Here is a 25,799-nt window from a genome sequence, read left to right as displayed (position 1 = left end):
CTTTCTTTCCGAAACCAACACAAATCAGGACGCATGAGCGCGATACCGCAGCGAGGGCAGAATCCACCCTCGCCTGCTCCGCTCATTCTCTTTCATCCGGACTGTAACCGTCGGCTCCGGAATTGCACCGGATCTGCTGACCCTCTTGGCACACGACCAAAAGGCGCTCCCGGGCTGGGGCCGAGGCCCTTACCGGCGGTGGGGACTTTCACCCCGCCCTGAGAACGCGCATTTCGTATGACATGCCGCGCGTGCCGACAAGGCCGCGAAATGCAAAAAGGGTTCGGCCGCGGCCGAACCCCTTCGAAACTTGTACCGCCGGTCTCGTTGCCCGGCCGCCAAGTAAATTCATATCAGCCGTTGACAGCGTCCTTCAGGCCCTTGCCAGGCGTGAACTTCGGCACGTTGCGAGCCGGAATATCGACTTCTGCGCCGGTGGACGGGTTGCGGCCCTTCGTGGCTGCGCGATGGGAGACAGTGAAGCTACCAAAACCAGCGAGGCGAACGTCGCCCTTGCCCTTCAGTTCAGCCTGGACGACTTCGAAAACAGCATCAACCGCGGAAGCAGCGTCGGTCTTCGAGAGTCCTGCCTTTTCGGCAACTGCGGACACGAGTTCATTCTTGTTCATGTTTCCACCCCTTTCTAAATGGTTCGAAACGACTCAAATCTATAAGCCAGGCGCAGAATAGAGTTCATCAGGCCCGCCGCACCCCAAAGAGCCTGCAAATCAAGGAAATGCAAGCACCCGTGTGCCAATTTCACAAAAAAAGGCTGGCGAAAACGCCAGCCTTTTCAGGGTTTTTAAGCAATTGGGCACGAATGTGGCAAACAAAGCTCAGTGAGCTATGGTTGCACCCGTTTCGTCGAGCCCTTCGACCGTTGCGATGACGGGCGTTTCCACCGTGCCATCCCACTCGATTGCTTCCGGTCTGCGGACCAGCGCATGCTTGATCACCTCGCCCATGCGGGACACTGGGATGATCTCCATGTTGTTCTTCACGTTATCCGGAATCTCCGCCAGATCCTTGGCATTTTCTTCCGGAATCAGCACCTTCTTGATGCCACCGCGAAGCGCTGCGAGCAGCTTTTCCTTGAGGCCGCCGATCGACAGAACACGACCGCGAAGGGTGATCTCACCCGTCATGGCGACATTCTTGTCGACCGGGATGCCGGTCATGATCGAGACAATCGCGGTTGCCATGGCAACACCGGCCGACGGACCATCCTTCGGCGTCGCACCTTCCGGTACGTGCACGTGGATGTCGCTCTTATCGAAGCGCGGCGGCTCGATGCCGAAATCGACGGCGCGCGAGCGGACATAGGATGCCGCTGCGGAAATCGATTCCTTCATGACTTCCTTCAGGTTGCCGGTCACGGTCATGCGACCCTTGCCCGGCATCATAACGCCTTCGATCGTCAGCAGTTCGCCGCCGACTTCCGTCCAGGCCAGGCCCGTTACCACGCCGACCTGATCTTCGCGCTCTGCTTCGCCGTGGCGGAAGCGCGGAACGCCCAGATAGTCGTCGATGTTTTCGGCCGTCACATGCACGGACTTCGTCTTGCCCTTGATGATCTCGGTGACCGCCTTGCGGGCGAGCTTCATCAACTCGCGTTCGAAGTTACGAACACCGGCTTCACGGGTGTACTGCTGGCTGATCGCCATCAGGGCATCGTCGCTGACCGAGAATTCATTCGGCTGCAGCGCATGTTCCTTGATAGCCTTCGGCAGCAGGTGCCGCTTGGCGATTTCGCGCTTTTCGTCTTCGGTGTAACCAGCGATACGGATGACTTCCATGCGGTCCATCAGGGGCGCAGGGATGTTCAGCGTGTTCGCCGTCGTGATGAACATCACGTCCGACAGATCGTATTCGACTTCCAGGTAGTGATCCATGAAGGTCGAGTTCTGAGCCGGATCTAGCACCTCGAGTAGAGCCGACGACGGATCGCCACGGAAATCCTGGCCCATCTTGTCGATTTCATCGAGCAGGAAGAGCGGGTTGGACTTCTTCGCCTTCTTCATCGACTGGATGACCTTGCCGGGCATCGAGCCAATGTAGGTGCGTCGGTGACCGCGAATTTCAGCTTCGTCACGAACGCCACCGAGAGCCATGCGGACATACTCACGGCCGGTCGCCTTGGCGATCGACTGGGCGAGCGAGGTCTTGCCAACGCCCGGAGGGCCGACGAGGCACAGGATCGGACCCTTGATCTTGGTCGCGCGAGCCTGAACAGCCAGGTACTCGACGATGCGTTCCTTGACCTTGTCGAGACCGAAGTGATCGGCTTCGAGGATCTTCTCGGCGTTGTTGAGGTCCGTCTTGATCTTCGACTTCTTGCCCCACGGAATGCCGAGCAGCCAGTCGAGGTAATTGCGGACAACGGTCGCTTCGGCCGACATCGGGCTCATCTGCCGCAGCTTCTTCAGCTCGGCATCGGCCTTTTCACGGGCTTCCTTCGACAGCTTCGTCTTGGAGATTCGCTCTTCCAGTTCGGCCATCTCGTCGCGGCCTTCCTCGCCGTCGCCGAGCTCCTTCTGGATCGCCTTCATCTGTTCGTTCAGGTAATACTCGCGCTGGGTCTTCTCCATCTGGCGCTTGACGCGCGAGCGGATGCGCTTTTCGACCTGAAGGACCGAGATCTCACCTTCCATGAAACCGAGCGCCTTTTCGAGGCGAGCCTTGACGCTGGTGGTTTCCAGCATCTCCTGCTTCTCAGTGATCTTGATCGACAGGTGCGAAGCAACCGTGTCGGCGAGCTTCGAATAGTCGTCGATCTGGCTGGCAGCGCCAACGACCTCAGGAGAGATCTTCTTGTTGAGCTTTACGTAGCTCTCGAACTCGGAAACGACCGAGCGGCTGAGCGCTTCAAGCTCGACCGGATCGTCATGTGGCTCTTCGAGAACGTGACCAAGGGCTTCGTAAAAGTCCTCACGATCCGTGTAAGCGTCGATCTCGGCGCGCGCGCGACCTTCGACCAGAACCTTGACTGTGCCATCAGGCAGCTTCAGCAGCTGCAATACGTTGGCGACCGTACCGACATTGTGAATGGCAGATGGTTCCGGATCGTCATCGCTCGCATTGATCTGCGTGACGAGCATGATCTGCTTGTCCGATCCCATGACCTCCTCGAGCGCACGGATCGATTTCTCTCGGCCGACAAACAACGGCACGATCATATGCGGGAAGACGACGATGTCGCGCAGGGGCAAAACCGGATATGCTGTGCTCGCAACTGACGTTTTCTTCGTCATTTTATTTCCTTTCCATCGTCCCGTTTCCGGGCTCTTCTGGCGCGGCCACTAGAACCGGGCCGCACTCCACTTGAGACAACAAGTGGAGGTTCTGATTATGCTTTTCAAGCTGCGCCATGGCCGGTGTCCCCCTGGACATGACAGCTATGCTACAACGGAATACCTTCATTCTGGAGCGCCGTGCCAAGTCAGCGGCTACCACTTCCGAAGCGGCTAAAACACAAGACCTAAAACACACCAACGGAATCATTCCATAATTGCCAAGGGCGGGGGAATCCGCAACGGCAACAGAGGTGGTTTCAGACCTCTTTAGCAAGATTTATCAGGGTCGTGCACTGGTTTTGAAATAGAAAGGGGCCTGCCGACGGCAAGCCCCTCAAATTCACAGTTCGTATCGTAAAGATATCTCTAAGGTCACGCGGAAGCGTTGGCCTTCTCATCTTGACGATCGGCGTAGATGTAAAGCGGACGGGCGGAGCCGCGCGCCACTTCCTCGGAGATGACGACTTCGCGTACGCCTTCCAGCGCCGGCAGTTCGAACATCGTGTCGAGAAGGATCTTTTCCATGATCGAACGAAGGCCGCGGGCACCAGTCTTGCGAATGATCGCCTTGCGGGCGATCTCGCGAAGAGCGTCCTCGTGGAAGGTGAGTTCCACGTCTTCCATCTCGAACAGTCGCTGGTACTGCTTGATCAGCGCGTTCTTCGGCTCCGACAGGATCTGGATCAGCGCATCCTCGTCGAGATCCTCGAGCGTCGCCAGGACCGGCAGACGGCCGATGAATTCCGGGATGAGGCCGAACTTGACCAGATCTTCCGGCTCCAGTTCGCGCAAGACTTCGCCGACACGACGGTCGTCCGGGGCCTTAACCGTTGCACCGAAGCCGATCGAGGTCTTCTCGCCGCGAGCGGAAATGATCTTGTCAAGACCGGCGAATGCGCCACCGCAGATGAACAGGATGTTCGTGGTGTCGACCTGCAGGAATTCCTGCTGCGGATGCTTGCGGCCGCCCTGCGGGGGCACCGAGGCAACCGTGCCTTCCATGATCTTCAGAAGCGCCTGCTGCACGCCCTCGCCCGACACGTCGCGGGTGATCGACGGGTTGTCGGACTTGCGGGAGATCTTGTCGACTTCGTCGATGTAGACGATGCCGCGCTGGGCGCGCTCGACATTGTAGTCGGCAGCCTGCAGCAGCTTCAGGATGATGTTTTCGACATCCTCACCGACATAGCCGGCTTCCGTCAGCGTCGTCGCATCGGCCATCGTGAAGGGAACGTCGATGATGCGAGCGAGCGTCTGTGCAAGATAGGTCTTGCCGCAACCGGTCGGTCCGACCAGCATGATGTTCGACTTCGCCAACTCGACTTCGCCGTTCTTGGAGGCGTGTGCGAGGCGCTTGTAGTGGTTGTGAACGGCAACCGACAGGATCTTCTTCGCCTGACGCTGGCCGATGACATATTCATCGAGGACCTTGATGATGTCCTGGGGCGTGGGAACGCCGTCACGGGACTTGACCATCGAGGATTTGTTTTCCTCGCGGATGATGTCCATGCACAATTCGACGCATTCATCGCAGATGAAAACGGTCGGTCCGGCGATAAGCTTCCGGACTTCGTGCTGGCTCTTTCCGCAGAACGAACAATAGAGGGTGTTTTTGGAGTCGCCGCCGTTGCTGCCGCTGACCTTGCTCATATCACTTTCCTTCCAGCACGCCGCATTTCAAGGTGAAATAACGGTCCACTCATTGGCCTGCTCCACGCTTGGAGCCCCAGCCGGCCAAGGCCGTTTAAGGGGTACGAACCGGTCCAAACTATGCTGTCCTGGCTCCGGCGGCAACGAACTCCCCTTCGACTGCCGATGCTATGTCATAAAAATTCAACATAGCATTAATACTTGAGATTGCCGCACCCGCCACCGGGTTTCTTCCCTTGTTCGATCACAAATGAGATAGAACTGTGGCGGATACAACACCATCCCTACTTCTCACTAGGCGGCATCACCTTCCATCTCGACGCGAGATGTCAGGACCTTGTCGATGACACCCCAGGTCTGGGCCTCGTCCGCATCCATGAAGTGGTCACGGTCAAGGGTCTTTTCAACTTCCTCATAGGTGCGGCCTGTATGCTTGACGTAAACTTCGTTCAGGCGGCGCTTCATCTTCAGAATATCGCGGGCGTGACGCTCGATGTCAGATGCCTGGCCCTGGAAGCCGCCCGATGGCTGATGCACCATGATGCGGGAATTCGGGGTGGCAAAACGCATGTCCTTGTGGCCGGCAGCAAGCAGCAGCGAGCCCATGGACGCAGCCTGGCCGATGCAGAGCGTCGAGACAGCTGGCTTGATGAACTGCATCGTGTCGTAGATCGCCATGCCGGCAGTCACAACGCCGCCTGGAGAATTGATGTAGAGCGCAATTTCCTTCTTCGGGTTTTCGGCCTCGAGGAAGAGGAGCTGGGCGCAAACGAGCGTCGCCATGTGATCCTCGACAGGCCCAGTCAGGAAGATGATGCGTTCCTTGAGCAGGCGCGAATAGATGTCGTAGGAGCGTTCACCGCGATTGGTCTGTTCCACGACCATCGGCACGAGGGCCATAGCGGTATCGACTGGGTTTCTCATGTGCGTCCTTTGTCAACGTCTGCCGGCTATGGCCGGGAATCAAAGAAAATGCCTTATCCCTACATAGAGCGTCCCTGCCCTCCTCTTCAAGACGCGCCGATGGATAACGTGAAGAGGGACCGGAGCAAGGCGAACAACTTTTCGCCCGATGTACGCTGATTCCAGCAAAATAGTTTCGAGGAACGGGCCGCGATCGCGCTGTCGCACAGCTTTTGTCGGCATCAGGATAAACGAATTCTGAATCCGCCCGCAACTGCCCTTCATTCACAGAAAGGAAAGCCTAAAGACAACTCCGCACAAAAATGCAGTGGCGCGCAAGCACAATTAATGAAGTTGCCAGTTTTTTCCGAAAGGATACGCGCAATGCAAGGGGTATTGCCGTGTTCAATGTTACAACTGGATTAGCCATTTGGTGCTCCGAAGCCATGACGCTCGCGCTGGTAGCGTTCATGGCCTGGCGCCACAATGTCCGAAACAAGGCCTATTTCTATTGGGGAACGGGCTTTCTCCTTAGCGGCGTGGGTTTCGCAATGGCGGCCCTGCGCGGGCAGATACCCGCCATCCTTTCCATCGAGATCGCCAACACTATCGCGCTATCTGGGCAGAGCGCGTGGGTTGCGGGGTACCTCGCGCTTGATCGTCGCAAGCTCGAATGGTGGGCATTGCTGCCACCGCTCGTCTGGCTGGGCGGCGTCTTCCTGCCGTGGGTCAACGACGACTACACCAATCGTGTCATTCTCTTCAATCTAGCCTCGGCCGCCGGCGCGACGGCACTCGCGATGGCGGTCTGCATGGCAGGCAAGCAAAACGAGGGCTCGAGAGGTAAACTCGGCGCCATCTTCGTGATCCAGGGCGTCCTGTGCTTCGGTACGGCGCTGGCAATGGCAATCCTCGGCCCCACTGATGCGGAGGCTGTCAACTTCGCGGGCAGCGCCGCGATGGCAACGGGCTTCCTGCTCATCCTGGCGTGCGCCCTCACCTGCCTCGTCATCATGGAGCGCTCGGAGAAGTATCTTCGCATGCTCAGCCTCACCGATTCTCTGACTAGCGTACTGAACCGACGCGGCCTCTTCGGACGCTTCGATGCCATCCGGGAGCGTGCATTCAACAGTAACCGCCAGGTCGCCGTGTTGCTTTTCGACCTCGACCACTTCAAGCGCGTCAACGACCGTTTCGGCCATCAGGCCGGCGACGTGGTGCTGACGGTGTTTGCCCGATTGGCCAATCAATTCGTGCCGGACGGAGCTTTCGGCCGCATGGGCGGCGAGGAGTTTGCGGCGTTCACGACCGTCGCCGATCAGACAGAAGCTGAAGCGCTGGCAGAGACGATCCGGGCGGAGTTTTGCCGTGTACCCGTAAGCACCGGCGACGCAATCGTTCCGGCAACGTTCAGCACCGGTGTTGCCCTTGCCTCAGCCATCGAGGCAAACATGGACAAGCTCGTATCGGCAGCCGATCGGGCGCTCTATGCCGCAAAGGCAGCCGGCCGCAACTGCACCGTCATCTTCGGTGAAGCCGAAGCCGCGGCACCACCGCCTCCGCAGCCAGATCAAACAAGTGGCGAACTGGTTCCAACACTCGACGACCAAATTCACGCGCTTCGCCGCGTCGGATCGCTGTCGAGAGGCTGACCCTATCTTTTCGAGGCTTGGCAAATCCGCTAAGCCTCGAAGCATGATGATCCCACCATTTCTTTCCATCGACCCCTCCACACGCCACGTCTCGCTGGACGCAAGCAATCCTGCCTTTTACAGCGATCCGAACAGCGTCTACGACGCTCTGCACGCGCATTGCCCCACATTCTATTGGGAGCAGCAGAAGCAGTGGTTCTTCACGGGCTATGACCATGTGAACGGCCTGCTGCGCGATCGCCGCTTCGGCCGCCAGATCCTGCACATCGCAAGCCGCGAAGAGCTCGGCCTTCCCGAGCCCGAACAGCACGTGGCGAATTTCGATCTCGCGGAACGATACTCGCTGCTTGAACTGGAGCCGCCTGAGCACACGCGCCTGCGAACGCTCGTCAATCGCGCCTTCGTCTCTCGTCACGTTGAGAAGATGAAGTCGGAGATCGCCGAGCTTGCCAACAAACTCATCGACGGCTTCGAGAAAAACAGCGAAGTCGAGCTGCTTTCGGCATTTGCCGACATCATTCCGGTGACGATGATCGCCCGCATGATCGGTATTCCGGAGGAAATGGGACCGCAACTCCTGAAGTGGTCGCACGCCTACATTCGCATGTACCTCTTCGGCCGCACCCGCGAGGACGAGGTTGGCGCCGAACGGGCTGCAAAGGAGTTCTCGGACTATGTAAAGACGGTCATTGCCGAGCGTCGCGCCAACCCGCGGGACGACCTTCTGACGCACATGATCCACACCGAACACAAGGGCCAGTATCTCACAGAGGACGAGCTCGTTTCGACGACGATCGTATTGCTCAATGCCGGTCACGAGGCGACGGTGCACCAGATCGGCAACTCGGTGCGCATCATTCTGGACAGCGGACGCGATCCGGCCGATCTTTTCGAGGACGAAGCCACCACCGAGCGAACCGTCGAAGAGTCCCTGCGTATCTGTGCGCCGGTCCACATCTTCCAGCGCTGGGCGTTGGAGACCGGCGAGATCGACGGCATTTCGTTCAAGCGCGGCGACAAGGTGAGCCTCATTCTGGCGGCAGCCAATCTCGACCCGACTAAATTCAGTGATCCGCTGACGTTCAAGCCTGACCGCAATGAGGCCGCCAACCTGTCCTTTGGCGCGGGTATCCACTTCTGCATCGGGGCGCCGTTGGCTCGGCTCGAACTGAACGTCGTCCTGCCAATTCTCTTCGAGAGACTACCTGGGCTCAGGCTTGCCCGTACGCCTGTTGTGAAGGACGTCTATCACTTCCACGGATTGGATCGGCTGGATCTCTCCTGGTAGGGCACCAATGGAAGAGGTCCGCGTTCCGGAGAACGCGGACCTCTCTGTCATGCTTCCAACATCTTACGGTTTGGCGTTATTCTGCAGCCTGCAGAGCCGGCACACCGTCGACCGGTTCCGGAGGCAACCTACCGGCCATGGCAGCAGCAAACCTCGTCTGATCAAGCTCATTTTCCCAGCGGGCGACGACGACCGTCGCGACCGCGTTGCCGACAAAGTTGGTCAGCGCGCGGCATTCCGACATGAAGCGGTCGATACCGAGGATTAGCGCCATACCTGCCACTGGAACCGAGGGCACTACCGAGAGCGTTGCGGCAAGCGTAATGAAGCCGGCACCGGTGATGCCGGCAGCGCCCTTGGAGCTCAGCATCGCGACCAGCAGAAGCAGGATCTGGTCTGCCAGGGTCAGCGGCGTGTCCGTTGCCTGAGCGATGAAGAGGGCTGCGAGCGTCATATAGATGTTCGTGCCGTCGAGATTGAAGGAATAGCCGGTTGGAATGACGAGACCCACGACAGAGCGCTTGCAGCCTGCCTGTTCCATCTTGGCCATGAGGCCCGGAAGCGCGGCTTCCGAAGAAGACGTACCGAGCACCAGCAGTAGCTCTTCCTTGATGTAGCGGATCAGCGCAAGGATCGAGAACCCGTTGTAGCGGGCAACCGCACCGAGAACGACCAGAACGAAGAGCAGCGACGTCAGATAGAAGGTGCCGATCAACATTGCCAGGTTTGCAATGGAGCCGATGCCGTATTTGCCGATCGTGAACGCCATGGCGCCGAAAGCGCCGATCGGAGCTGCTTTCATCAGGACCGCCACCAGCTTGAAGACCGGCACCGTCAATGACTGCAGGAAGTCAGCGACCGGCCGACCGCGATCGCCGACCATGGCAAGCGCGACACCGAACAGGACGGAGAAGAACAGCACCTGAAGAATGTCGCCGTCGGCAAAGGCACCGACGATCGTGTTCGGGATAATGTTCATCAGGAAGCCCGTGACGGTCGAGTCATGAGCCTTTTCCGCGTAGCTTGCGACGGCCTTGGTATCTAGCGTCGCCGGATCGATATGCATGCCGGCGCCCGGTTGTATCACGTTGGCCACCAGCAGGCCGACCGCCAATGCCAGCGTCGAAAAGACGAGGAAGTATAGCATCGCCTTGCCGGCAACGCGTCCAACCTTCTGCAGGTCCGACATGCCGGCGATGCCGGTTGCGACGGTCAAGAAGATGACGGGGGCGATGATCATTTTGACGAGCTTGATGAAAGCGTCGCCGAGCGGCTTCAGAGCCGTGCCGATATCGGGATAGAAATGACCGAGCAGGATACCAGCACAGATGGCGGCAAGAACCTGCACGTAGAGAAGCCGATAGAAGGGAACCTTGCCGCGCGGCTGCGCGACTGGAAGTGCTGCACCCATGATGTCCTCCATGTGCCCCAAAACCAACGGTGGCCTCCCGGGGCGATTGCGTTACCTATTCAACAGCCACGCGGCTGTTTGCAGACGTTTTGCAACATGCGTGCCAAGTTGCGGCACCCCGATTAAGATATTGATTTCGCGATAGTCTTTTGTGCGTCAACCTCGTGAAGCGGAACATATGAGCGTATTTTCGCACAAATTGATTTGACGTGAGTGCGGAATTACGCACAAGATGAACAATGATTCAGGCCTCTTCGAGATCGGATTTCGGTTCCTTCCGCCGTACCAGCCGGCGGGTACGGCGAACGTGGATCCTCTTTGCTTCGGTTTCGGCAGCGCTGATCCTTGCCACTCTGTTCGGCGCGACCGTCTATGGGCGTCGCGCCGCCATCGATACGATTGTGAGCCAGAGCCGGACCGATGCGAGCCTGAAGGTGGCGCTGCTCAACGCCGTTCTGGAGAGGCCACGCGCCCTGCCCCTGCTTCTTGCCGAGGACCAGCAGGTCCTCGATGGCCTCTCGTCCAAAAACAGCGATGCAATCGACATCCTGAACCGGAAGCTGGAGCGGCTCGTCACGGGAACGCAGGCTGCGGTGCTCTACGTCATTGGCCCCAACGGTATCGCTGTCTCCTCGAGCAACTGGCGGGAGCCCATCAGTTTCGTCGGCAACGACTACGCCTTCCGCGATTACTTCCGAAAGGCGATGGATGACGGAACCGCCGAGCATTTTGCCCTAGGCAGTGTCAGCAAGCGCCCTGGCCTCTATATTTCGCGCCGCGTCGGCAGTGCGGCGGCGCCCCTCGGCGTCGTGGTCGTCAAGCTCGAGTTCGACCAGCTTGAGAGCGATTGGCGTGATACGCATCGTCCTGTTTATGTCACCGACAATCGCGGCGTTGTTCTGATCACCAGTATCCCCTCCTGGCGTTTTATGATCAACGGTCCAGTGCTTGAGGCTGAGCTTGCCGCCATCCGCAACAGCCAACAGTTCGGCGATGCGCCGTTGGCGAAATTGCCTATCATGCGGCCCCGGCCGATCGATGCCGAGGCCTCGCTTGTTTCCGCCGTTCTTCCCGGCAGTGGCGAAGGCGAATATTTGCGCCTAGCAACGCCAGTTCCCACCACCCCATGGCATCTCGAGTATCTGGTACCGACCGATGCGCCGGTCGCCGCGTCCGTTCGAGAAATGCGCCTACTGTCGCTTGCCGTCCTTCTGCCCGTTCTCGCCATCGCAGCGTTTCTCCTATGGAGGCGCCAGGCGGCCGCGACCAAGATCGCGGAAGAACAAGCCATGCGCGAGGAGCTGGAGCGAAGGGTCGTCGAGCGAACCGACGATCTCAGCAGGGCGCGCGACCGTCTGCAGGCCGAAATCTCCGATCACCGGGAAACGGAAGCAAGGCTGCAGATCGTGCAGCAGGAACTGGTGCAGGCGAACCGGCTCGCGATCCTCGGCCAGGTGGCGGCGGGCGTGGCCCACGAGATCAACCAGCCGGTCGCGACCATCCGCGCCTATGCGGACAACGCCCGGGTCTTTCTGGAACGCAAGCAGACGAATCCGGTGGACGAAAACCTGGAGGCGATTGCCGGCCTCACCGAACGGATCGGAGCGATTACCGACGAGTTGAAGGCATTTGCGCGCAAGGGCCGCGTCGCGCCGGAGCCCGTGGAATTGCTCAGTGTTATTGACGGAGCGGTTGTTCTGCTGAAAAGCCGCTTTGCCGGACAACTGGAAGCACTCGATATTCGGCCGCCTCCAGCGGGGCTATGCGTGCTCGGCAACCGGATCCGGCTTGAGCAGATCCTGATCAACCTATTCCAGAATGCTTTGGAAGCCTTGGACGGGCGAGCCGATGCGAAGGTCTACGTCTCGGTGACAGAGACGGGCGACGAAGTTGCAATCGAGGTCGCCGATAACGGCCCGGGGATTTCGCCTGAAATCCTCAAGTCGCTTTTCACGCCGTTCAATACGTCCAAGGAAAGAGGTTTGGGTCTAGGCCTCGTCATTTCCAAGGACATCGTGGCCGACTATGGCGGCCGCATCGACGTGACGAGCGACGCGAACGGAACCTGCTTTACGGTGCACCTGCGGAAGGCCATGGCATGACCGATGTAACGCCGATTTTGCTTATCGATGATGACAAGGACCTGTTGCGGGCAACCAAGCAGACGCTTGAGCTCGCCGGCTTTTCCGTTTTGGCTTTTTCCGACGCTGGAGAAGCGCTGGCGGCATTGAGCCCGGATTTCGCGGGCGTCGTTGTTTCCGATATCCGGATGCCTGGGATCGATGGTCTGCAGCTCTTCGGTCGCGTGCGACAACGGGACGAGGATCTGCCGGTCATTCTGGTCACCGGACATGGCGATATTCCGATGGCGGTGAAAGCCATGCAGGACGGAGTCTATGATTTCATCACCAAGCCGTTCGCGACTGACCGGCTCATCCAGAGCGTGCGGCGCGCCGCCGAAAAGCGACGTCTCGTGATGGAAAACAGGTCTCTGCGCAAGGCGACCGAGGAGGCACGCGACGACCTACCGCTAATCGGCCAGACGCCGGCAATGGAGCGGCTACGCCACACCTTGCGACAGATTGCCGACACCGATGTCGATGTTCTGCTGATGGGAGAAACCGGCAGCGGCAAGGAGGTCGTGGCAAGCCTGCTCCACCGCTGGAGCCGACGCGCATCCGGCAATTTCGTCGCACTCAACTGCGGTGCGCTGCCGGAAAGCGTGGTTGAAAGCGAGCTGTTCGGTCATGAGCCCGGCGCCTTCACCGGCGCGCAAAAAAAGCGCATCGGTCGCATCGAGCATGCGAGCGGCGGAACGCTTTTTCTCGACGAGATCGAGAGCATGCCGCCGGCAACGCAGGTGCAGATGCTGCGTGTGCTCGAGATGCGCGAGGTTACGCCGCTTGGCACCAACGAGGTCCGACCGGTCGACCTGCGTGTTGTCGCCGCCTCCAAGATCGATCTCAGTGATCCCCGCCAGCGCGGCGACTTTCGTGAGGATCTTTACTACCGGCTTAACGTGGTGACGATCTCCATCCCTCCGCTCAAGGAGCGACGGGACGATGTTCCCCTTCTTTTCGGCTACTTCGCCGAGCGCGCCGCGAGCCGCTTCAAGCGAGACGTGCCCACGATCCCCTCGTCGATCCATCGCCACCTGCGGGAATACGACTGGCCGGGCAACGTGCGCGAACTGTCACATTTTGCCGAACGGTTCGTGCTCGGCGTCGGGCAGATCTCAGATCGTGTTCCGGCAGTAGAACCGGAGACGGATGGAGCCTGGTCGCTTCCGGATCGGCTTGAACGCTACGAGGCCCAAATCATTCGCGAAGCTCTGAACGCCAATGACGGCGACGTCCGCCGCACGATCGCGGACCTCGGCATTCCCCGGAAGACATTCTACGACAAGCTCCAGCGCCACGGCATCGTCCGCAGCGATTTCGCGCCTTCCGACAAGAGCTAGCTCTGCCAAGGCCGGCGCGGATCGATGACGATACCTTCGCCTTCCGGCGCGCTGAGGTCAGAGGCGGATGACGTAATCCTTGCGCGTCGTTTCAACGACTTCCCAGGTTCCCTTAAAGCCAGGTCTGAGGATCATCCGGTCGCCTGCGCGAAGATGCACACCGTCACCACCGTCCTCCGTGACGATCGAGTGGCCCGACAGCACGCTGAAGTATTCCCACTCGTCATAGACGATCCGCCACTTGCCGGGTGTCGCCTCCCATATGCCGGAATAGAGGCCGCCATCGGCCTCCTCCAAGTTCCAGGTCCTGAACTGCGGGTCGCCAGCCAGTATGCGGTCGGCATCCGGGGCGCCGAACTCCGGTTCGACGCCGTTGATGTCAAAGGTCAGATAGCTTGCCATAGGCTCAGATCTTCGCCAGCGATTGCTCGAGATCGGCAATGATATCCTTCACGTCCTCGATGCCAACCGAAAGGCGGACGACGTCGGAGCCGGCGCCGGCGGCGATCCTTTGCTCGTCCGTCAGTTGCCGGTGCGTGGTCGATGCCGGATGGATCACGAGCGAGCGTGTGTCGCCAATGTTGGCGAGATGTGAAAACAGTTCCAATCCCTCGACCAGCGTCTTGCCGGCCTCGTAGCCGCCCTTGACACCGAAGGTGAAGACGGAGCCTGCACCCTTCGGCGAATAGCGCTGCTGCAGCGCATGGTTCGGGTCGTCCTCGAGGCCAGCATAATTCACCCAAGCGACCTTGCTGTGCGCCTTCAACCACTTTGCGACGGCTATTGCGTTATCGTTGTGGCGCTGCATGCGCAGCGGCAATGTCTCGATGCCCGTCAGGATCAGGAACGCATTGAAGGGGGAGATGGCTGGACCAAGATCGCGCAGACCGAGCACACGGCAGGCGATGGCGAATGCGAAATTGCCGAAGGTCGAATGCAGGACCACGCCGTTATATTCCGGCCGCGGGCTAGACAGCATCGGATAGTTGCCGGACTTCGACCAATCGAAGGTCCCGCCATCGACGATCATGCCGCCCATGGAGTTGCCATGACCGCCGAGGAACTTCGTCAACGAATGCACGACGATATCGGCACCATGTTCGATCGGTCGGATGAGATAGGGGCTGGCCATGGTGTTGTCGACGATCAGGGGCAGGCCATGCTTGTGCGCCACTGCCGCGATCGCAGCGATGTCAACGAAGGTGCCGCCAGGATTCGCGAGGCTCTCGATGAAGATGGCCCGCGTCTTGCCATCGATCTGGCTTTCGAAGCTCGCGGGATCGGCGGAATCTGCCCAGCGAACCTGCCAGCCGTAATTATCGAACGCATGACCGAACTGGTTGATAGAGCCTCCGTACAGGCGCTTCGCGGCCACGAAATTCTCGCCGGGGCGCATCAGCGTGTGAAAGACAATCACTTGGGCCGCATGGCCGGACGCAACGGCGAGCGCCGCGGTGCCACCTTCGAGTGCCGCGACGCGCTCTTCGAGGACGGCCTGGGTCGGGTTCATGATACGGGTGTAGATGTTGCCGAACTGCTGCAGACCGAAGAGGGCGGCCGCGTGATCCGAATCATTAAAGACATAAGCCGTCGTCTGGTAGATCGGTGTCGCGCGTGCGCCGGTCGTGGGGTCGGGCTGTGCCCCCGCATGAACTGCCAACGTATTGAAACCCGGACCGTTCTTGGCCATGAAATCCTCCCATTCAGCTTGATCGAATGGCGGCGAGCATAGCGAACAACCGCGAAAAGTTAATCGCGTTCTTTTTCAACCCAGGCACGTTATTTGGAAAATCCAACCACTCACCCGATGAGGCGGGGATACTCAATTGCCGGACAGCGATCCATGACAACCTTTATACCAGCAGCCTCGGCTCTTACCGCTGCCGCGTCGTCACGTACGCCAAGCTGAGACCATATCACCTTCGGCCGCGGGCTCATTGCCAATGCCTCGTCGACAACACCCGACAGAAATTCCGAAGCCCGGAAGACCTCGACCATATCGACCGATACCGGGACATCGGCAAGCCGAGCGTAGACCGTCTGGCCATGGATCTGCTTACCTGCCTGCCCGGGATTCACGGGGATGACGTTGTACCCCCGAGACAGCAGATAGCCCATCACGCCATTGCTCGGTCGCGCGGGGTTCGGTGACGCGCCCGTCAGGGCAATCGTCTTCACGGAACGCAGAATACCGAGGATGTAGTCATCGTCATACCTAGCGTGATTCAAGGACTTCGCCTCCAATAGCAATCGCTTTTACTTCGGGCTTGGTTGAAACCAGCCGGATCGTTTCAGCGTATATAGGAATTAGGATGCAGCAGGAGGATTTTCCCATGAAAAAATTGGTTGTCGCGATCGCCTTCGTCATGGCCGCCTCCCCGGCACTGGCCATTTCGAGATACAATGCGCTCAACATGAGCTGCCAGGCAGCGCGCGCGGCGATCCATAACGAGGGCGCCGTGATCTTGCGGTATCCGTCGAAACGAGTGAGCGGCATGACATTATTCGACCGCTACATTCGCAACAGCAACTATTGCGACCCCAATCAATATGCTGAATGGACGACCATTCCTACGAAGGACAATCCGAGGTGTGGCGTGCTGAACTGCCAGAGTATAGACAACTTAGACGGGATGTTTATCATTCCCGATTATTCGCTGTAAAAGCTTGTTTCTGCTGTCCCAATCGTGACGCTTTAGCCTCGCGGGCTCAAGCGTGCGCGTCACAAAATTTCGGCTAAGCGATGGATTCCGTGATGGCTTTTGTCACACTTTTGTGAGAATCTGCGGTGGCAAATCCGTAGCCTCCGTCACGGTTCTATGTATATCCTGTATATGTTCACATATGTTCTTGCATATGTTAGCAACGCCTCATGGTTGAACAGGCGACCATCGAGCAAATACCTCTGGTGTACGTTCCTCTTTTATCGATTTGAGGGCCAACATCCTCAGGTTGCTTGACGGGCGACCGGGAGCCAGTGTGGTCCGTCCTGTCATCGAACGGGATTGATTTTTACCAAGAGCGGCGTAACACAATTCCACAATCGCTGTTTTCACACCGCCCGGTGGTCTTTTTGCCAATCCACGTCATTTTGCTCGTTCTATTTGGTGCCCTGTTGCACGCGACATGGAACGCCATGATCAAGGCGGGCACGGACAAATCGCTCGATGCCAGCCTCATTTCGGCAGGCGGTGCAGTGTGCGCTCTTCCCTTCCTGATGTTCCTGCCATTGCCGAACTCGGCCGCATGGCCATTCATCGGCGCTTCCGCTGTTCTCCAGTTCGCGTATTTTCAGCTCGTCGCAGGCGCATATCGCGCAGGCGACATCGGCCTCGTCTATCCGCTGATGCGCGGGTGCGCTCCGCTGCTGATTGCGGCCACCAGCGGTTTCATCCTGAACGAGACACTGTCGACCGGCGCGCTCCTCGGCACGATGACGATTTGCTCCGGTATCCTGACGCTGGCCTTCGAGGCGCGAAAAGGCAGCGGCAATGCGATCAGGCTGGCGCTCGCGAATGCCTGCGTGATTGCGACCTACACCTATGTGGACGGTGTCGGCGCCCGCGTCTCGGGCAATGCCGTCTCCTATACGCTGTGGATGTCGCTGCTGCCGCCGGTATTGCTATTCACCTGGGCGATCTCCAAGCGCGGCGCCGTCGCAGTCGCCATGCATGTCCGTTACAACTGGTGGCGCGGCCTGATCGGTGGCGGCGGTTCGATCGCGTCCTACGGCCTCGCCCTTTGGGCGATGACCAAGGCGCCAGTGGCAACTGTTGCGGCGCTGCGCGAGACGTCGATCCTCTTCGCCCTGCTGATCTCAGTCATCGTTTTGAAGGAAAAGGCCAGCCCCTGGCGCTATCTCGCCGGCGCAATCATCGCGCTCGGCGGGCTGATCCTGAAACTCGGCTAGCTATTCGCCGGTCCACTGCGGCACGCGCTTGGACAGGAAGGCCCCAATCCCCTCCTCGGCATCGGCAGTCAGCATATTGTCGACCATGACCTGAGCAGCATAGCTGTAGGCTTCCTCGACAGGCATTTCGAGCTGGCGGTAGAATGCCTCCTTACCGATCTTCAGCGTCAGCGGCGATTTGCTTGCAATGACGGACGCGTATTTGGTGACGACCTGCATCAGATATTGCTTCGGCACGATGCGGTTCACCAGGCCGAAATCCTTCGCGGTCGAGGCGTCGATCGTCTCACCCGTGAGGAGCATCTCCATGGCCTGCTTGCGATGCGCCGCGCGGGACACTGCCACCATGGGGGTCGAGCAGAACAGGCCGATATTGACGCCGGGCGTACAGAAGGTTGCCGTATCTGTGCAGATCGCAAGATCGCAGGAGGCGACAAGCTGGCAGCCGGCAGCCGTTGCGAGACCGTCGATCTCGGCGATGACAGGCTTTGGCAAGCGGGTGATCTCGAGCATGAGATCAGCGGCCAGCGCAAAGGTTTCCTCGAAGAATGCCTCGCCGCCGTCCTCATCGTCCCGATGCGCGGTCAATTCCTTGAGGTCGTGGCCGGCAGAAAAGACATTGCCGGTCGATGCGATGATGACCACGCGAACGGCAGCGTCTTCAGCGGCGCTCTGGAGCTCACCGATCAGGGTTTCCATGACGGCGATCGAGAGCGCATTTGCAGGCGGATTGCTGAGCGTCAGCCGCAGGATGCCATCCCTCAATTGCGGGATGACGAGCGCTCCCTCGCCCGCTTTGCTCGGGTCCTTCCGAAAGGATACGACTTCGGCCATGGTCTAACTCCCTGCATTGCTATTTCGTGCTAATTGTTCTGCCACAGGCGACAAGCAATTTCGAGGCAAACTCATGCAGCCGGCCATGACGATCGACGAGCTCCACCGTTTTCTGGATACGGACTATCCCCAAATCCACACGGACGGGCGCGTATTTACGATCACCGAGATCAAACCCGGCAGCGTCTCGATGCTGCTGGACCCGAGCGAGAGGCACTTGCGCCCCGGCGGCACCGTCTCCGGACCAGCCCTTTTCACCTTGGCGGATGTGACGGCCTATGCAGCAGTATTGGCGCATATCGGGCCGGTCGCGCTGGCGGTTACCACCAATCTCAACATCAATTTCCTGCGCCTGCCGAAGCCCAGACCGACGACTTGCACCTGTCGGATTCTCAAGCTTGGCAAGCGGCTCGCCGTCATCGAGGCCTCGATTTTCCAGGAGAATGCAGATGAATTGATCGCTCACGCGACCGCGACTTACTCCATTCCGCCGCGTTAAATGTGAGGTAACATGATACCACATACTTAACGTATTGATTTTGCTTATACATTTTTGCCGCGCACCAATCTGAAAATATTGACCGCAGGCTGCTTTGCCTCTATACACACCGCCAGAAATGCAGGCTTTCCGGGCTGCTTTCTTTTTGGCGCGTCTTCGGACAGCCAAACCAAGCAACAAGAAACGCCCTCTCGCCTTCGGGCCGAGGGATCCAAAAGAGAGTAACAACTATGGCAACCTTCTCCCAGAAGCCTGCAGAGGTGGAGAAGAAGTGGGTCATCATCGACGCCGAAGGGCTCGTCGTTGGTCGTCTCGCTTCCATCATCGCTATGCGTCTGCGCGGCAAGCACAAGGCAACCTTCACGCCTCACGTTGACGACGGCGACAACGTCATCGTCATCAACGCCGACAAGGTCGTTTTCACCGGCAAGAAGTACTCCGACAAGGTTTACTATTGGCACACCGGTTATGCCGGCGGCATCAAGGAGCGTACCGCTCGCCAGATCATCGAAGGCCGCTTTCCGGAGCGCGTCCTCGAGAAGGCTGTTGAGCGCATGGTTCCGCGCGGCCCGCTCGGCCGTCGTCAGATGAAGAACCTCCGCGTTTACGCTGGTTCCAATCATCCTCATGAAGCACAGCAGCCTGTCGTTCTCGACGTCGCCAAGCTGAACAAGAAGAACGTAAGGAGCGCCTAAGAATGGCTGACCTCTCCTCCCTGAAGGATCTCGGCACGTCCGAAGCAGCTGCTGCTCCGGCTCACGTCCGTAAGGTCGACTCGCTTGGCCGTTCCTACGCGACCGGCAAGCGCAAGAACGCAGTTGCCCGCGTTTGGGTCAAGCCGGGTTCCGGCAAGATCATCGTCAACGGCAAGGAATTCGCGGAATACTTCGCACGCCCGGTTCTGCAGATGATTCTGCGTCAGCCGATCGTCGCTGCTGCCCGTGACGGCCAGTTCGACATCGTTGCAACGGTTGCAGGCGGCGGTCTTTCCGGCCAGGCCGGTGCCGTTCGTCACGGTCTTTCCAAGGCCCTCACCTACTTCGAGCCGGGCCTGCGCTCGGTCCTGAAGAAGGGTGGCTTCCTGACCCGCGACAGCCGCGTGGTTGAACGTAAGAAATACGGTAAGGCCAAGGCCCGCCGTTCGTTCCAGTTCTCCAAGCGTTAATCGCTGCGGAATATCGACTACGAAAGGCCGGGCGCTTCGCCCGGCCTTTTTGTTTGGTGGCCGCTTGAAGCGGCCCGTTCCCTTGCCAGTTCTACTGCATTCCAGGCGCTTGACGCGCATGCCAAGGGAGGCAGGAATGACCAAGCACGCAATCTATGTCGAACTGAAAGCAAAATCCGGCAAGGAAGAAGAAGTGGCGACGTTCTTGAAGAGCGCGCAGGTGCCTGTCGAACAGGAGCCCGGTACCGTGACGTGGTTTGCCGTTCGCTACGACCTGAGCACATTCGCCATCTTCGATGCCTTTGACGACGAGGCTGGCCGGCAGGCGCATTTGAACGGCAAGGTGGCCGCAGCGCTGATGGCACGAGCAACTGAACTGCTTGCCGAGGCGCCGCAACTGAAGACACCCGAGGTGCTGGCCGACAAGCTGCCGGGGTAAAACCAGTTTGGCCGAGCGACCAGAACCGTTTTGGCCTTTCGGTTTGAGATTCGTTTCTGGTAGGCATAGCGACCAACACCCTCGAGGAGCATCTCTTGGCCAACAAGTCGATCGACCACGCATTCACGGCAACGAGCCTCACATCGGCCGCCAGCGACCCCACCTTCGCCGGGGCGCTGTCGTTCATGCGTCGCCGCTTCACCAAGGACCTAGCCGGCGCGGATGCGGTCGTCTGGGGCATCCCCTTCGATGCCGCGACATCCAATCGGCCGGGCACGCGGTTCGGACCGCAAGCGATACGGCGTGCGTCGGCGATCTTCGACAATGACCCGCAGTATCCATTCAACCGCGATCTCTTTGCCGAGATGGCCGTGATCGACTATGGCGACTGCTTGCTCGACTACGGCAACCACCACGAGACGCCCGCAGCAATCGAACGGCAGTCGAAGGCCATTGTCGACAGTGGTGCCTTCATGCTGACCCTTGGCGGCGATCATTTTGTCACCTGGCCGATCCTCAAGGCGCATGCGGCCAAGCATGGACCGCTAGCACTCGTCCAGTTCGATGCACATCAGGACACCTGGTTCGACGACAACCGGCGGATCGACCATGGCTCGTTCGTGGCGCGGGCCGCACGTGACGGCATCATCGATCCGGATCGGTCGATCCAGATCGGTATCCGCACCCATGCGCCTGACGATTTCGGCATTCATATTCTCTACGGCCATCAGCTTGAGGAGATGACTCCGAGCGATATCGCCTCGACGATCATCTCGCATACCCGCGGCGCACCGGCCTACCTGACCTTCGATATCGATTGCCTTGACCCTGCCTATGCGCCAGGCACCGGCACGCCAGTAGCAGGTGGTCCCTCGAGCGCCAAGATTCTCTCGGTGCTGCAGCGTCTGCACCAGCTCGATATCCGAGGCGCCGACGTCGTCGAGGTCTCGCCCCCCTACGATCATGCGGACATCACCGCCATTGCGGGGGCGACGGTCGCGATGTATATGCTTGGCCTACATGCCGAGCGCCGCGCGAGCGGGTCACACGGCTGACTCATCCCTCTTACAAAATAATTCCGGACTTCTTTCTAACCTATTGAAAGTGTGAGCGAGATAATGGCACCGAAGATCTTCATCGATGGCGAACACGGCACGACGGGCTTGCAGATCCGCACGCGCATGGCCGGCCGCCGCGATGTGGAGCTTCTGTCGATCCCGGAAACAGAGCGTCGCAACGCCGCGATGCGCGAGGACATGCTGAACAGCGCCGATATCGCGATCCTCTGCCTACCTGACGACGCTTCGAAGGAAGCGATGCAGATGGTCTCGGGCAACAACAACGTGCGTGTCATCGACACCTCCACGGCGTTCCGCGTCAATCCTTCCTGGGCCTATGGCTTTGCGGAAATGGACAAGGAACAGGCCGAGAAGATCAAGGTGGCACGCTTCGTCGCTAATCCGGGCTGCTACCCCACCGGCGCGATCGGCCTAATCCGGCCGATGCGCGCTGCCGGCATTCTGCCGGACGGCTATCCGGTCACGGTCAATGCGGTCTCCGGCTACACCGGCGGCGGCAAGCAGATGATCGCGCAGATCGAGGATCAGAGCCGGGAGGATGCGATCACCGCACCGCACTTCCTCTATGGGTTGACGCTGGCACACAAGCACGTGCCCGAGATGAAGATCCACGGCCTGCTGGATCGCGCACCGATCTTCTCGCCGTCTGTCGGCAAGTTCCCGCAGGGCATGATCGTTCAGGTACCGCTGCATCTCGATGATCTTGCCGAGGGCACGACGCTCGAATGCATCCACGCTGCTCTTGTCGCTCACTATGCGGGACAGGATATCGTGACGGTAGTGCCGCTGGACGAGAGCCGCAAGCTCCCCCGTATCGATGCCGTCGAGCTTGCCGGCAAGGATACGATGAAGCTCTTCGTGTTCGGCACGCCGGGTGCGTCTCAGGTCAACCTCGTGGCGCTGCTCGACAACCTTGGCAAGGGTGCCTCGGGCGCCGCAGTCCAGAACATGGACCTGATGCTCGCCTCCTAATCCCGGAACCGATCAATGTCGCTTGAGACGCTGCTGGCGAACACGAGCGCGTGGTTTGTTGCCGCCCTACCAGACCACGGCATTTCATCGCTCGTCGCCATAGCCTTGATTGCGGGACTGGCACGCGGCTTCTCCGGATTCGGCGCGGCGCTGATCTTCGTTCCGCTTGGCGGCGCAATCATTGGTCCGAAGCTCATATCGCCCGTCCTGCTCGTCATCGATGGCCTGGCGACGCTTGGTATGATTCTCCCGGCTTGGCGCAGCGCAAACCGGCGCGAAGTCTTCACCATGGCAGCGGGCGCGGTGCTTGGCGTGCCTGCCGGGACGGCAGCGCTGGCGCTGGTGGATCCGCTGATGTTGCGCTGGGCAATCACCGCGATCGCCATTTGCCTGCTTGCCTTGCTGGTTTCCGGGTGGCGATACCATGGCGAGCCACTGGTATCGCTGACCTCCACGACAGGTCTCGTTGCTGGCCTCTTCAGCGGCGCTGCCCAGCTCGGCGGACCGCCGGTCGTTGCCTATTGGCTCGGCGGCAAGACCGATTTTGCCCGGGTGCGGGCAAACGTCATTCTCTATTTCGCGATCTCGACCTGCTTCAGCGTCGTCAGCTATTATTTTGGCGGGCTGTTCGTCGAGGCCGTGTTTGCCCTGACGATCGTTATCCTGCCGAGTTACATCATCGGTCTTTATACCGGCTCGAAGCTGTTCGGGCTCGCCAAGGAGAGCACGTTCCGAATGATCTGTTATCTGCTGATCGCAGCCTCCGCCACCATGGGAATGCCGCTGCTCGATGGGGTCCTCCGGTAGGGTCCAACACACCGCCGAATGGCGGAGCGCGAAGCCGCGCAACCGTCGTTGATCAATGGTCCACTGCCGCATAAAGTCATGCCCGACCTTGGGGGAGCGCATGAGTGCAGTCGTCCTGTTCGGTGTTGCCTTTATCGGCGGTACGGTCATCGTAACGCTGGTCTTCTATTTTGTGATGCGCCTGATCATGGGCGGCGATCCGACTGGCAAGGACCGAGAGCTAGCCGGCGCCATCGTCATGCGAATATCGTCGCTGCATGCGCTGATCCTGGCGCTCGTCTTCGCTCAGGAGATGATCGAATACCAGCAACTGAAGTTCGAAAGCGTCACGGAAGCGAACGCAATCGCAGACGTGTATTTCGACGCCGATCGCTATGGCGTCAACGAGAAGGCCCCCATCCAGCAAGCGCTCTTCGAGTATGTGCAGATCGTCGTCGACGAGGAGTGGCGCATGCTTGGAGACACTGGGCAGCTATCGCCCACGGCGTGGAACAAGTGGGACAGCGTCTATCAGCGGGTGCTCGACCTGACGCCGACCAATGTGCGCCAGCAAAGCATTCGCGAACATATGCTTGGTGATGTGCACCGTATCGCGGAGGCGCGGGACAAGCGTGAAAACAGCGGCACCGATTCCATCAGCATCATCTTCTGGTTCGCGGCGATTTCGGGGCTCGTGTTCATGGCGCTCGGCTACTATCCCTACCCGCCGGATGCGCGAAACCTGCTGCTGCTTTCGGTGCTCGGCGCGTTCACCGGCATCATTCTTTTCTTCATTTACGCGTTCTCAGATCCGTATAACCCGCCGGCTACAATGAAGCCGACGGCGTTCGAGCGCCTGCTCGATGAATTGGCGAACCCTCCACCCTCCGGATAGCTGATCTATCGAGCCATCAGCGGCGAGCGCGCCTTCAGGACCAATGCGTCTCCCGGTCCATGCACCGCCGCGTAGAGCAGGCCTGCGAGGAAGGTGAAGTGATCCACGAAGAAGCCGAACTCCGCCTGATTGGCGCTCCAATGGCTTGGGCCATGGAAGGCGAAGGCCAGGAATATCACGTAGATGCCAGCCAGAACCGAGGCTTCCGAGAAGAAGGCTCCTGTCAAGAATGCCAGCGTCAGGGCAAGTTCGAAGAACGCCGCTATCCACGCTAGGAAGAGCGGGAAAGGAAAGGCCGCCGCGGCGATATAGCTCGCGGTGGCTTGTATATCCATGAACTTGAAACTCATGGCCATCGCGAAAATGGCGCCGAAGATCAGTCGCGCCAGCAGAATTGCGAATGTCTTGCTCATGCTATCTCTCCCTCGGCCCGAAGCCGTTCGTTGCCCAAATTTCCGGCTTTCAGCATCCGCGATCGCGGTTCCGTTAGCCTTCCTCCAAAGGACGCAGCGGGACCTTCTCTCCCGACATCCAGCCGCCACTATTTTTGGACTGCGCGATTCCGAGGCGTCATGCCCACGCTAGGTGATCGGCCAGCACATCGTCCATGACCTGCCATGACTTCCTGACGTCCACGGGACTTGCGCCGGCCATGCCGGCGGCGACGATCAGGGCCTTCCATAGCGTCCATCCGCGGCCGCGTGCCCACGTCCCCGCGTCGAGCGGGCGTGCCTTTCGAAACACCTCGCGGCTCTGTCCCTCGAACAGGTGCCAGGTGATTGCGAGATCACAGGCGGGGTCGCCGACGCCCGACGTCCCGAAATCGATGACGGCATCGAGGCGACCGTTCCTGACCAGAAGGTTGCCGTAGGCGACGTCGCCATGAAACCACACCGGCGCGCCTTGCCACGAAGTCGAAAGCGCGGTCTCCCAGACGTCCGCCGCCAGTTGCGTGTCGATCCGACCATCCAAACGCACAAGCGCCTCGCGCGTTTGCGCGTCGTAAACGTTCAACGATCCGCCACGAAAGAAGTTGTGCGGGCCGGGTGGAGGCCCTCCCGTGGCGTCCACCGCCTGCAACGCATCGAGGAAACCGGCCAGGGTGGTGGCGAACTCACTGAGGTCGTCGATGCGCTCCGCCAGGGCGGTCTCACCGTCACGCCACTCATAAACCGACCACGGCCAGGGATAGCTCTCGTCCGCCCTCCCCATTGCCAGAGGCACGGGTATCGGCAGAGGCAGTTGCGGCGCAAGGATCGGCAGCCAACGCTGTTCCTTGGCGACCTGTTCGGCATAGTGAGCAGCGCTCGGCAACCGAACCGTCATCGCCGCGCCAAGATGGAATGTCCTGTTGTCCCATCCGCCGAATTCGACCGGCCGGATCGCCAGCTCAGCCCACTCGGGAAACTGCATGGCAATCAGCCGACGCACGAGCGCGGTATCGATGACTGGGCCATCCATTGTACTGGTAGTCCTCCCTGGAGGTGCCGGCATAATGTCGGCCTTTCCAAGCAGAGATCAACCCTAAGGTTGTCTTCGACCGTTCGCCTTTGATTCAGGACC

The 25,799-nt window shown here is 59.5% G+C and carries 25 protein-coding genes and 1 riboswitch; of the genes, 14 read left to right on the top strand and 11 right to left on the bottom strand.

Features of this window, described 5'->3' with window-relative positions; all coding sequences use genetic code 11:
- Positions 1–80: 80 nt before the first annotated feature.
- A riboswitch (FMN riboswitch) is annotated at positions 81–230 on the bottom strand.
- Between the two features lie 123 nt (positions 231–353).
- The 4 genes from hupB to clpP form a co-directional block, all read right to left on the bottom strand.
- A complete protein-coding gene (gene hupB, locus RHIBUN_RS0113385; RefSeq protein WP_007531759.1) occupies positions 354–629 on the bottom strand; it encodes a DNA-binding protein HupB in 276 nt (91 codons plus the stop codon).
- A 207-nt stretch (positions 630–836) separates the two neighbouring features.
- Positions 837–3,251 carry an endopeptidase La gene (lon, locus tag RHIBUN_RS0113380; protein WP_025659939.1) on the bottom strand — a complete coding sequence of 805 codons (2,415 nt, stop codon included), beginning with the start codon at positions 3,249–3,251 and terminating at the stop codon, positions 837–839.
- A 414-nt stretch (positions 3,252–3,665) separates the two neighbouring features.
- Positions 3,666–4,943 carry an ATP-dependent Clp protease ATP-binding subunit ClpX gene (gene clpX, locus RHIBUN_RS0113370; RefSeq protein ID WP_018857068.1) on the bottom strand — a complete coding sequence of 426 codons (1,278 nt, stop codon included), beginning with the start codon at positions 4,941–4,943 and terminating at the stop codon, positions 3,666–3,668.
- Positions 4,944–5,237: 294 nt separating this feature from the next.
- Positions 5,238–5,867, bottom strand: coding sequence for an ATP-dependent Clp endopeptidase proteolytic subunit ClpP (clpP, locus tag RHIBUN_RS0113365; protein WP_007792131.1), 630 nt, complete (start codon positions 5,865–5,867; stop codon positions 5,238–5,240).
- Between the two features lie 425 nt (positions 5,868–6,292).
- On the opposite strand from clpP, the gene RHIBUN_RS0113360 reads away from it, so the two are divergent.
- Together RHIBUN_RS0113360 and RHIBUN_RS0113355 are read left to right on the top strand one after the other, a co-directional pair.
- Entirely contained in the window at positions 6,293–7,498 is a 1,206-nt protein-coding gene (locus RHIBUN_RS0113360; RefSeq protein ID WP_051420061.1) for a GGDEF domain-containing protein, read from the top strand.
- Positions 7,499–7,541: 43 nt separating this feature from the next.
- Positions 7,542–8,786, top strand: coding sequence for a cytochrome P450 (locus tag RHIBUN_RS0113355; protein ID WP_025659937.1), 1,245 nt, complete (start codon positions 7,542–7,544; stop codon positions 8,784–8,786).
- A gap of 76 nt (positions 8,787–8,862) precedes the next feature.
- Here RHIBUN_RS0113355 and RHIBUN_RS0113350 read toward each other — a convergent pair whose 3' ends face one another.
- Positions 8,863–10,197, bottom strand: a complete 1,335-nt coding sequence (locus tag RHIBUN_RS0113350) for a dicarboxylate/amino acid:cation symporter (RefSeq protein ID WP_025659936.1) — start codon at positions 10,195–10,197, stop codon at positions 8,863–8,865.
- 239 nt (positions 10,198–10,436) lie between these two features.
- On the opposite strand from RHIBUN_RS0113350, the gene RHIBUN_RS0113345 reads away from it, so the two are divergent.
- Positions 10,437–12,299 carry a sensor histidine kinase gene (locus tag RHIBUN_RS0113345; RefSeq protein ID WP_025659935.1) on the top strand — a complete coding sequence of 621 codons (1,863 nt, stop codon included), beginning with the start codon at positions 10,437–10,439 and terminating at the stop codon, positions 12,297–12,299.
- Positions 12,296–13,657 carry a sigma-54 dependent transcriptional regulator gene (locus RHIBUN_RS0113340; RefSeq protein WP_025659934.1) on the top strand — a complete coding sequence of 454 codons (1,362 nt, stop codon included), beginning with the start codon at positions 12,296–12,298 and terminating at the stop codon, positions 13,655–13,657. Before RHIBUN_RS0113345 ends, RHIBUN_RS0113340 begins: the two co-directional genes overlap by 4 nt.
- Before the next feature lie 57 nt (positions 13,658–13,714).
- Here the strand turns inward: RHIBUN_RS0113340 and RHIBUN_RS0113335 are convergent, their stop codons facing one another.
- The 3 genes from RHIBUN_RS0113335 to RHIBUN_RS0113325 form a co-directional block, all read right to left on the bottom strand.
- Positions 13,715–14,059, bottom strand: coding sequence for a cupin domain-containing protein (locus tag RHIBUN_RS0113335; protein ID WP_025659933.1), 345 nt, complete (start codon positions 14,057–14,059; stop codon positions 13,715–13,717).
- A gap of 4 nt (positions 14,060–14,063) precedes the next feature.
- Positions 14,064–15,347 carry an O-acetylhomoserine aminocarboxypropyltransferase gene (locus RHIBUN_RS0113330; RefSeq protein ID WP_025659932.1) on the bottom strand — a complete coding sequence of 428 codons (1,284 nt, stop codon included), beginning with the start codon at positions 15,345–15,347 and terminating at the stop codon, positions 14,064–14,066.
- 110 nt (positions 15,348–15,457) lie between these two features.
- Positions 15,458–15,886, bottom strand: a complete 429-nt coding sequence (locus RHIBUN_RS0113325) for a CoA-binding protein (protein WP_025659931.1) — start codon at positions 15,884–15,886, stop codon at positions 15,458–15,460.
- Between the two features lie 104 nt (positions 15,887–15,990).
- Here RHIBUN_RS0113325 and RHIBUN_RS0113320 point away from each other — a divergent pair, with 104 nt between their 5' ends.
- Together RHIBUN_RS0113320 and RHIBUN_RS0113315 are read left to right on the top strand one after the other, a co-directional pair.
- Positions 15,991–16,320, top strand: coding sequence for a hypothetical protein (locus RHIBUN_RS0113320; RefSeq protein ID WP_025659930.1), 330 nt, complete (start codon positions 15,991–15,993; stop codon positions 16,318–16,320).
- A gap of 410 nt (positions 16,321–16,730) precedes the next feature.
- Entirely contained in the window at positions 16,731–17,567 is an 837-nt protein-coding gene (locus tag RHIBUN_RS0113315; protein WP_025659929.1) for an EamA family transporter, read from the top strand.
- Here RHIBUN_RS0113315 and RHIBUN_RS0113310 read toward each other — a convergent pair whose 3' ends face one another.
- A complete protein-coding gene (locus tag RHIBUN_RS0113310) occupies positions 17,568–18,401 on the bottom strand; it encodes an enoyl-CoA hydratase (protein WP_025659928.1) in 834 nt (277 codons plus the stop codon).
- A gap of 73 nt (positions 18,402–18,474) precedes the next feature.
- Between RHIBUN_RS0113310 and RHIBUN_RS0113305 the strand changes: the two genes are divergently transcribed.
- The 8 genes from RHIBUN_RS0113305 to RHIBUN_RS0113270 all read left to right on the top strand — a co-directional run bounded on the left by RHIBUN_RS0113305 (position 18,475) and on the right by RHIBUN_RS0113270 (position 24,236).
- Positions 18,475–18,900, top strand: coding sequence for a PaaI family thioesterase (locus RHIBUN_RS0113305; RefSeq protein ID WP_025659927.1), 426 nt, complete (start codon positions 18,475–18,477; stop codon positions 18,898–18,900).
- 230 nt (positions 18,901–19,130) lie between these two features.
- Entirely contained in the window at positions 19,131–19,595 is a 465-nt protein-coding gene (gene rplM, locus RHIBUN_RS0113300) for a 50S ribosomal protein L13 (protein ID WP_007531725.1), read from the top strand.
- 2 nt (positions 19,596–19,597) lie between these two features.
- Entirely contained in the window at positions 19,598–20,065 is a 468-nt protein-coding gene (rpsI, locus tag RHIBUN_RS0113295; RefSeq protein WP_018857083.1) for a 30S ribosomal protein S9, read from the top strand.
- Positions 20,066–20,201: 136 nt separating this feature from the next.
- Positions 20,202–20,504, top strand: a complete 303-nt coding sequence (locus RHIBUN_RS0113290) for an antibiotic biosynthesis monooxygenase (RefSeq protein WP_025659926.1) — start codon at positions 20,202–20,204, stop codon at positions 20,502–20,504.
- Between the two features lie 95 nt (positions 20,505–20,599).
- Positions 20,600–21,559, top strand: a complete 960-nt coding sequence (gene speB, locus RHIBUN_RS0113285; protein ID WP_025659925.1) for an agmatinase — start codon at positions 20,600–20,602, stop codon at positions 21,557–21,559.
- A gap of 63 nt (positions 21,560–21,622) precedes the next feature.
- On the top strand, positions 21,623–22,555 hold the full coding sequence (gene argC / locus RHIBUN_RS0113280) for an N-acetyl-gamma-glutamyl-phosphate reductase (RefSeq protein WP_025659924.1): 933 nt from the start codon (positions 21,623–21,625) through the stop codon (positions 22,553–22,555).
- Positions 22,556–22,570: 15 nt separating this feature from the next.
- Positions 22,571–23,362, top strand: coding sequence for a sulfite exporter TauE/SafE family protein (locus RHIBUN_RS0113275; RefSeq protein WP_025659923.1), 792 nt, complete (start codon positions 22,571–22,573; stop codon positions 23,360–23,362).
- Between the two features lie 100 nt (positions 23,363–23,462).
- Positions 23,463–24,236 (top strand): DUF4239 domain-containing protein, encoded by a 774-nt coding sequence (locus RHIBUN_RS0113270; RefSeq protein ID WP_025659922.1) that lies wholly within the window; start codon positions 23,463–23,465, stop codon positions 24,234–24,236.
- A 5-nt stretch (positions 24,237–24,241) separates the two neighbouring features.
- On the opposite strand, the gene RHIBUN_RS0113265 is transcribed toward RHIBUN_RS0113270, so the two are convergent.
- Positions 24,242–24,649 (bottom strand): DoxX family protein, encoded by a 408-nt coding sequence (locus RHIBUN_RS0113265; protein ID WP_025659921.1) that lies wholly within the window; start codon positions 24,647–24,649, stop codon positions 24,242–24,244.
- Between the two features lie 157 nt (positions 24,650–24,806).
- On the bottom strand, positions 24,807–25,697 hold the full coding sequence (locus RHIBUN_RS0113260; RefSeq protein WP_025659920.1) for an aminoglycoside phosphotransferase family protein: 891 nt from the start codon (positions 25,695–25,697) through the stop codon (positions 24,807–24,809).
- Between the last annotated feature and the right edge of the window lie 102 nt (positions 25,698–25,799).

This window comes from Rhizobium sp. IBUN (assembly GCF_000510625.1).
Lineage (GTDB): Bacteria > Pseudomonadota > Alphaproteobacteria > Rhizobiales > Rhizobiaceae > Rhizobium > Rhizobium altiplani.
The sequence above is the reverse complement of the archived record's forward strand: the minus strand, read 5'-3'. Positions and strand labels throughout refer to the sequence as shown.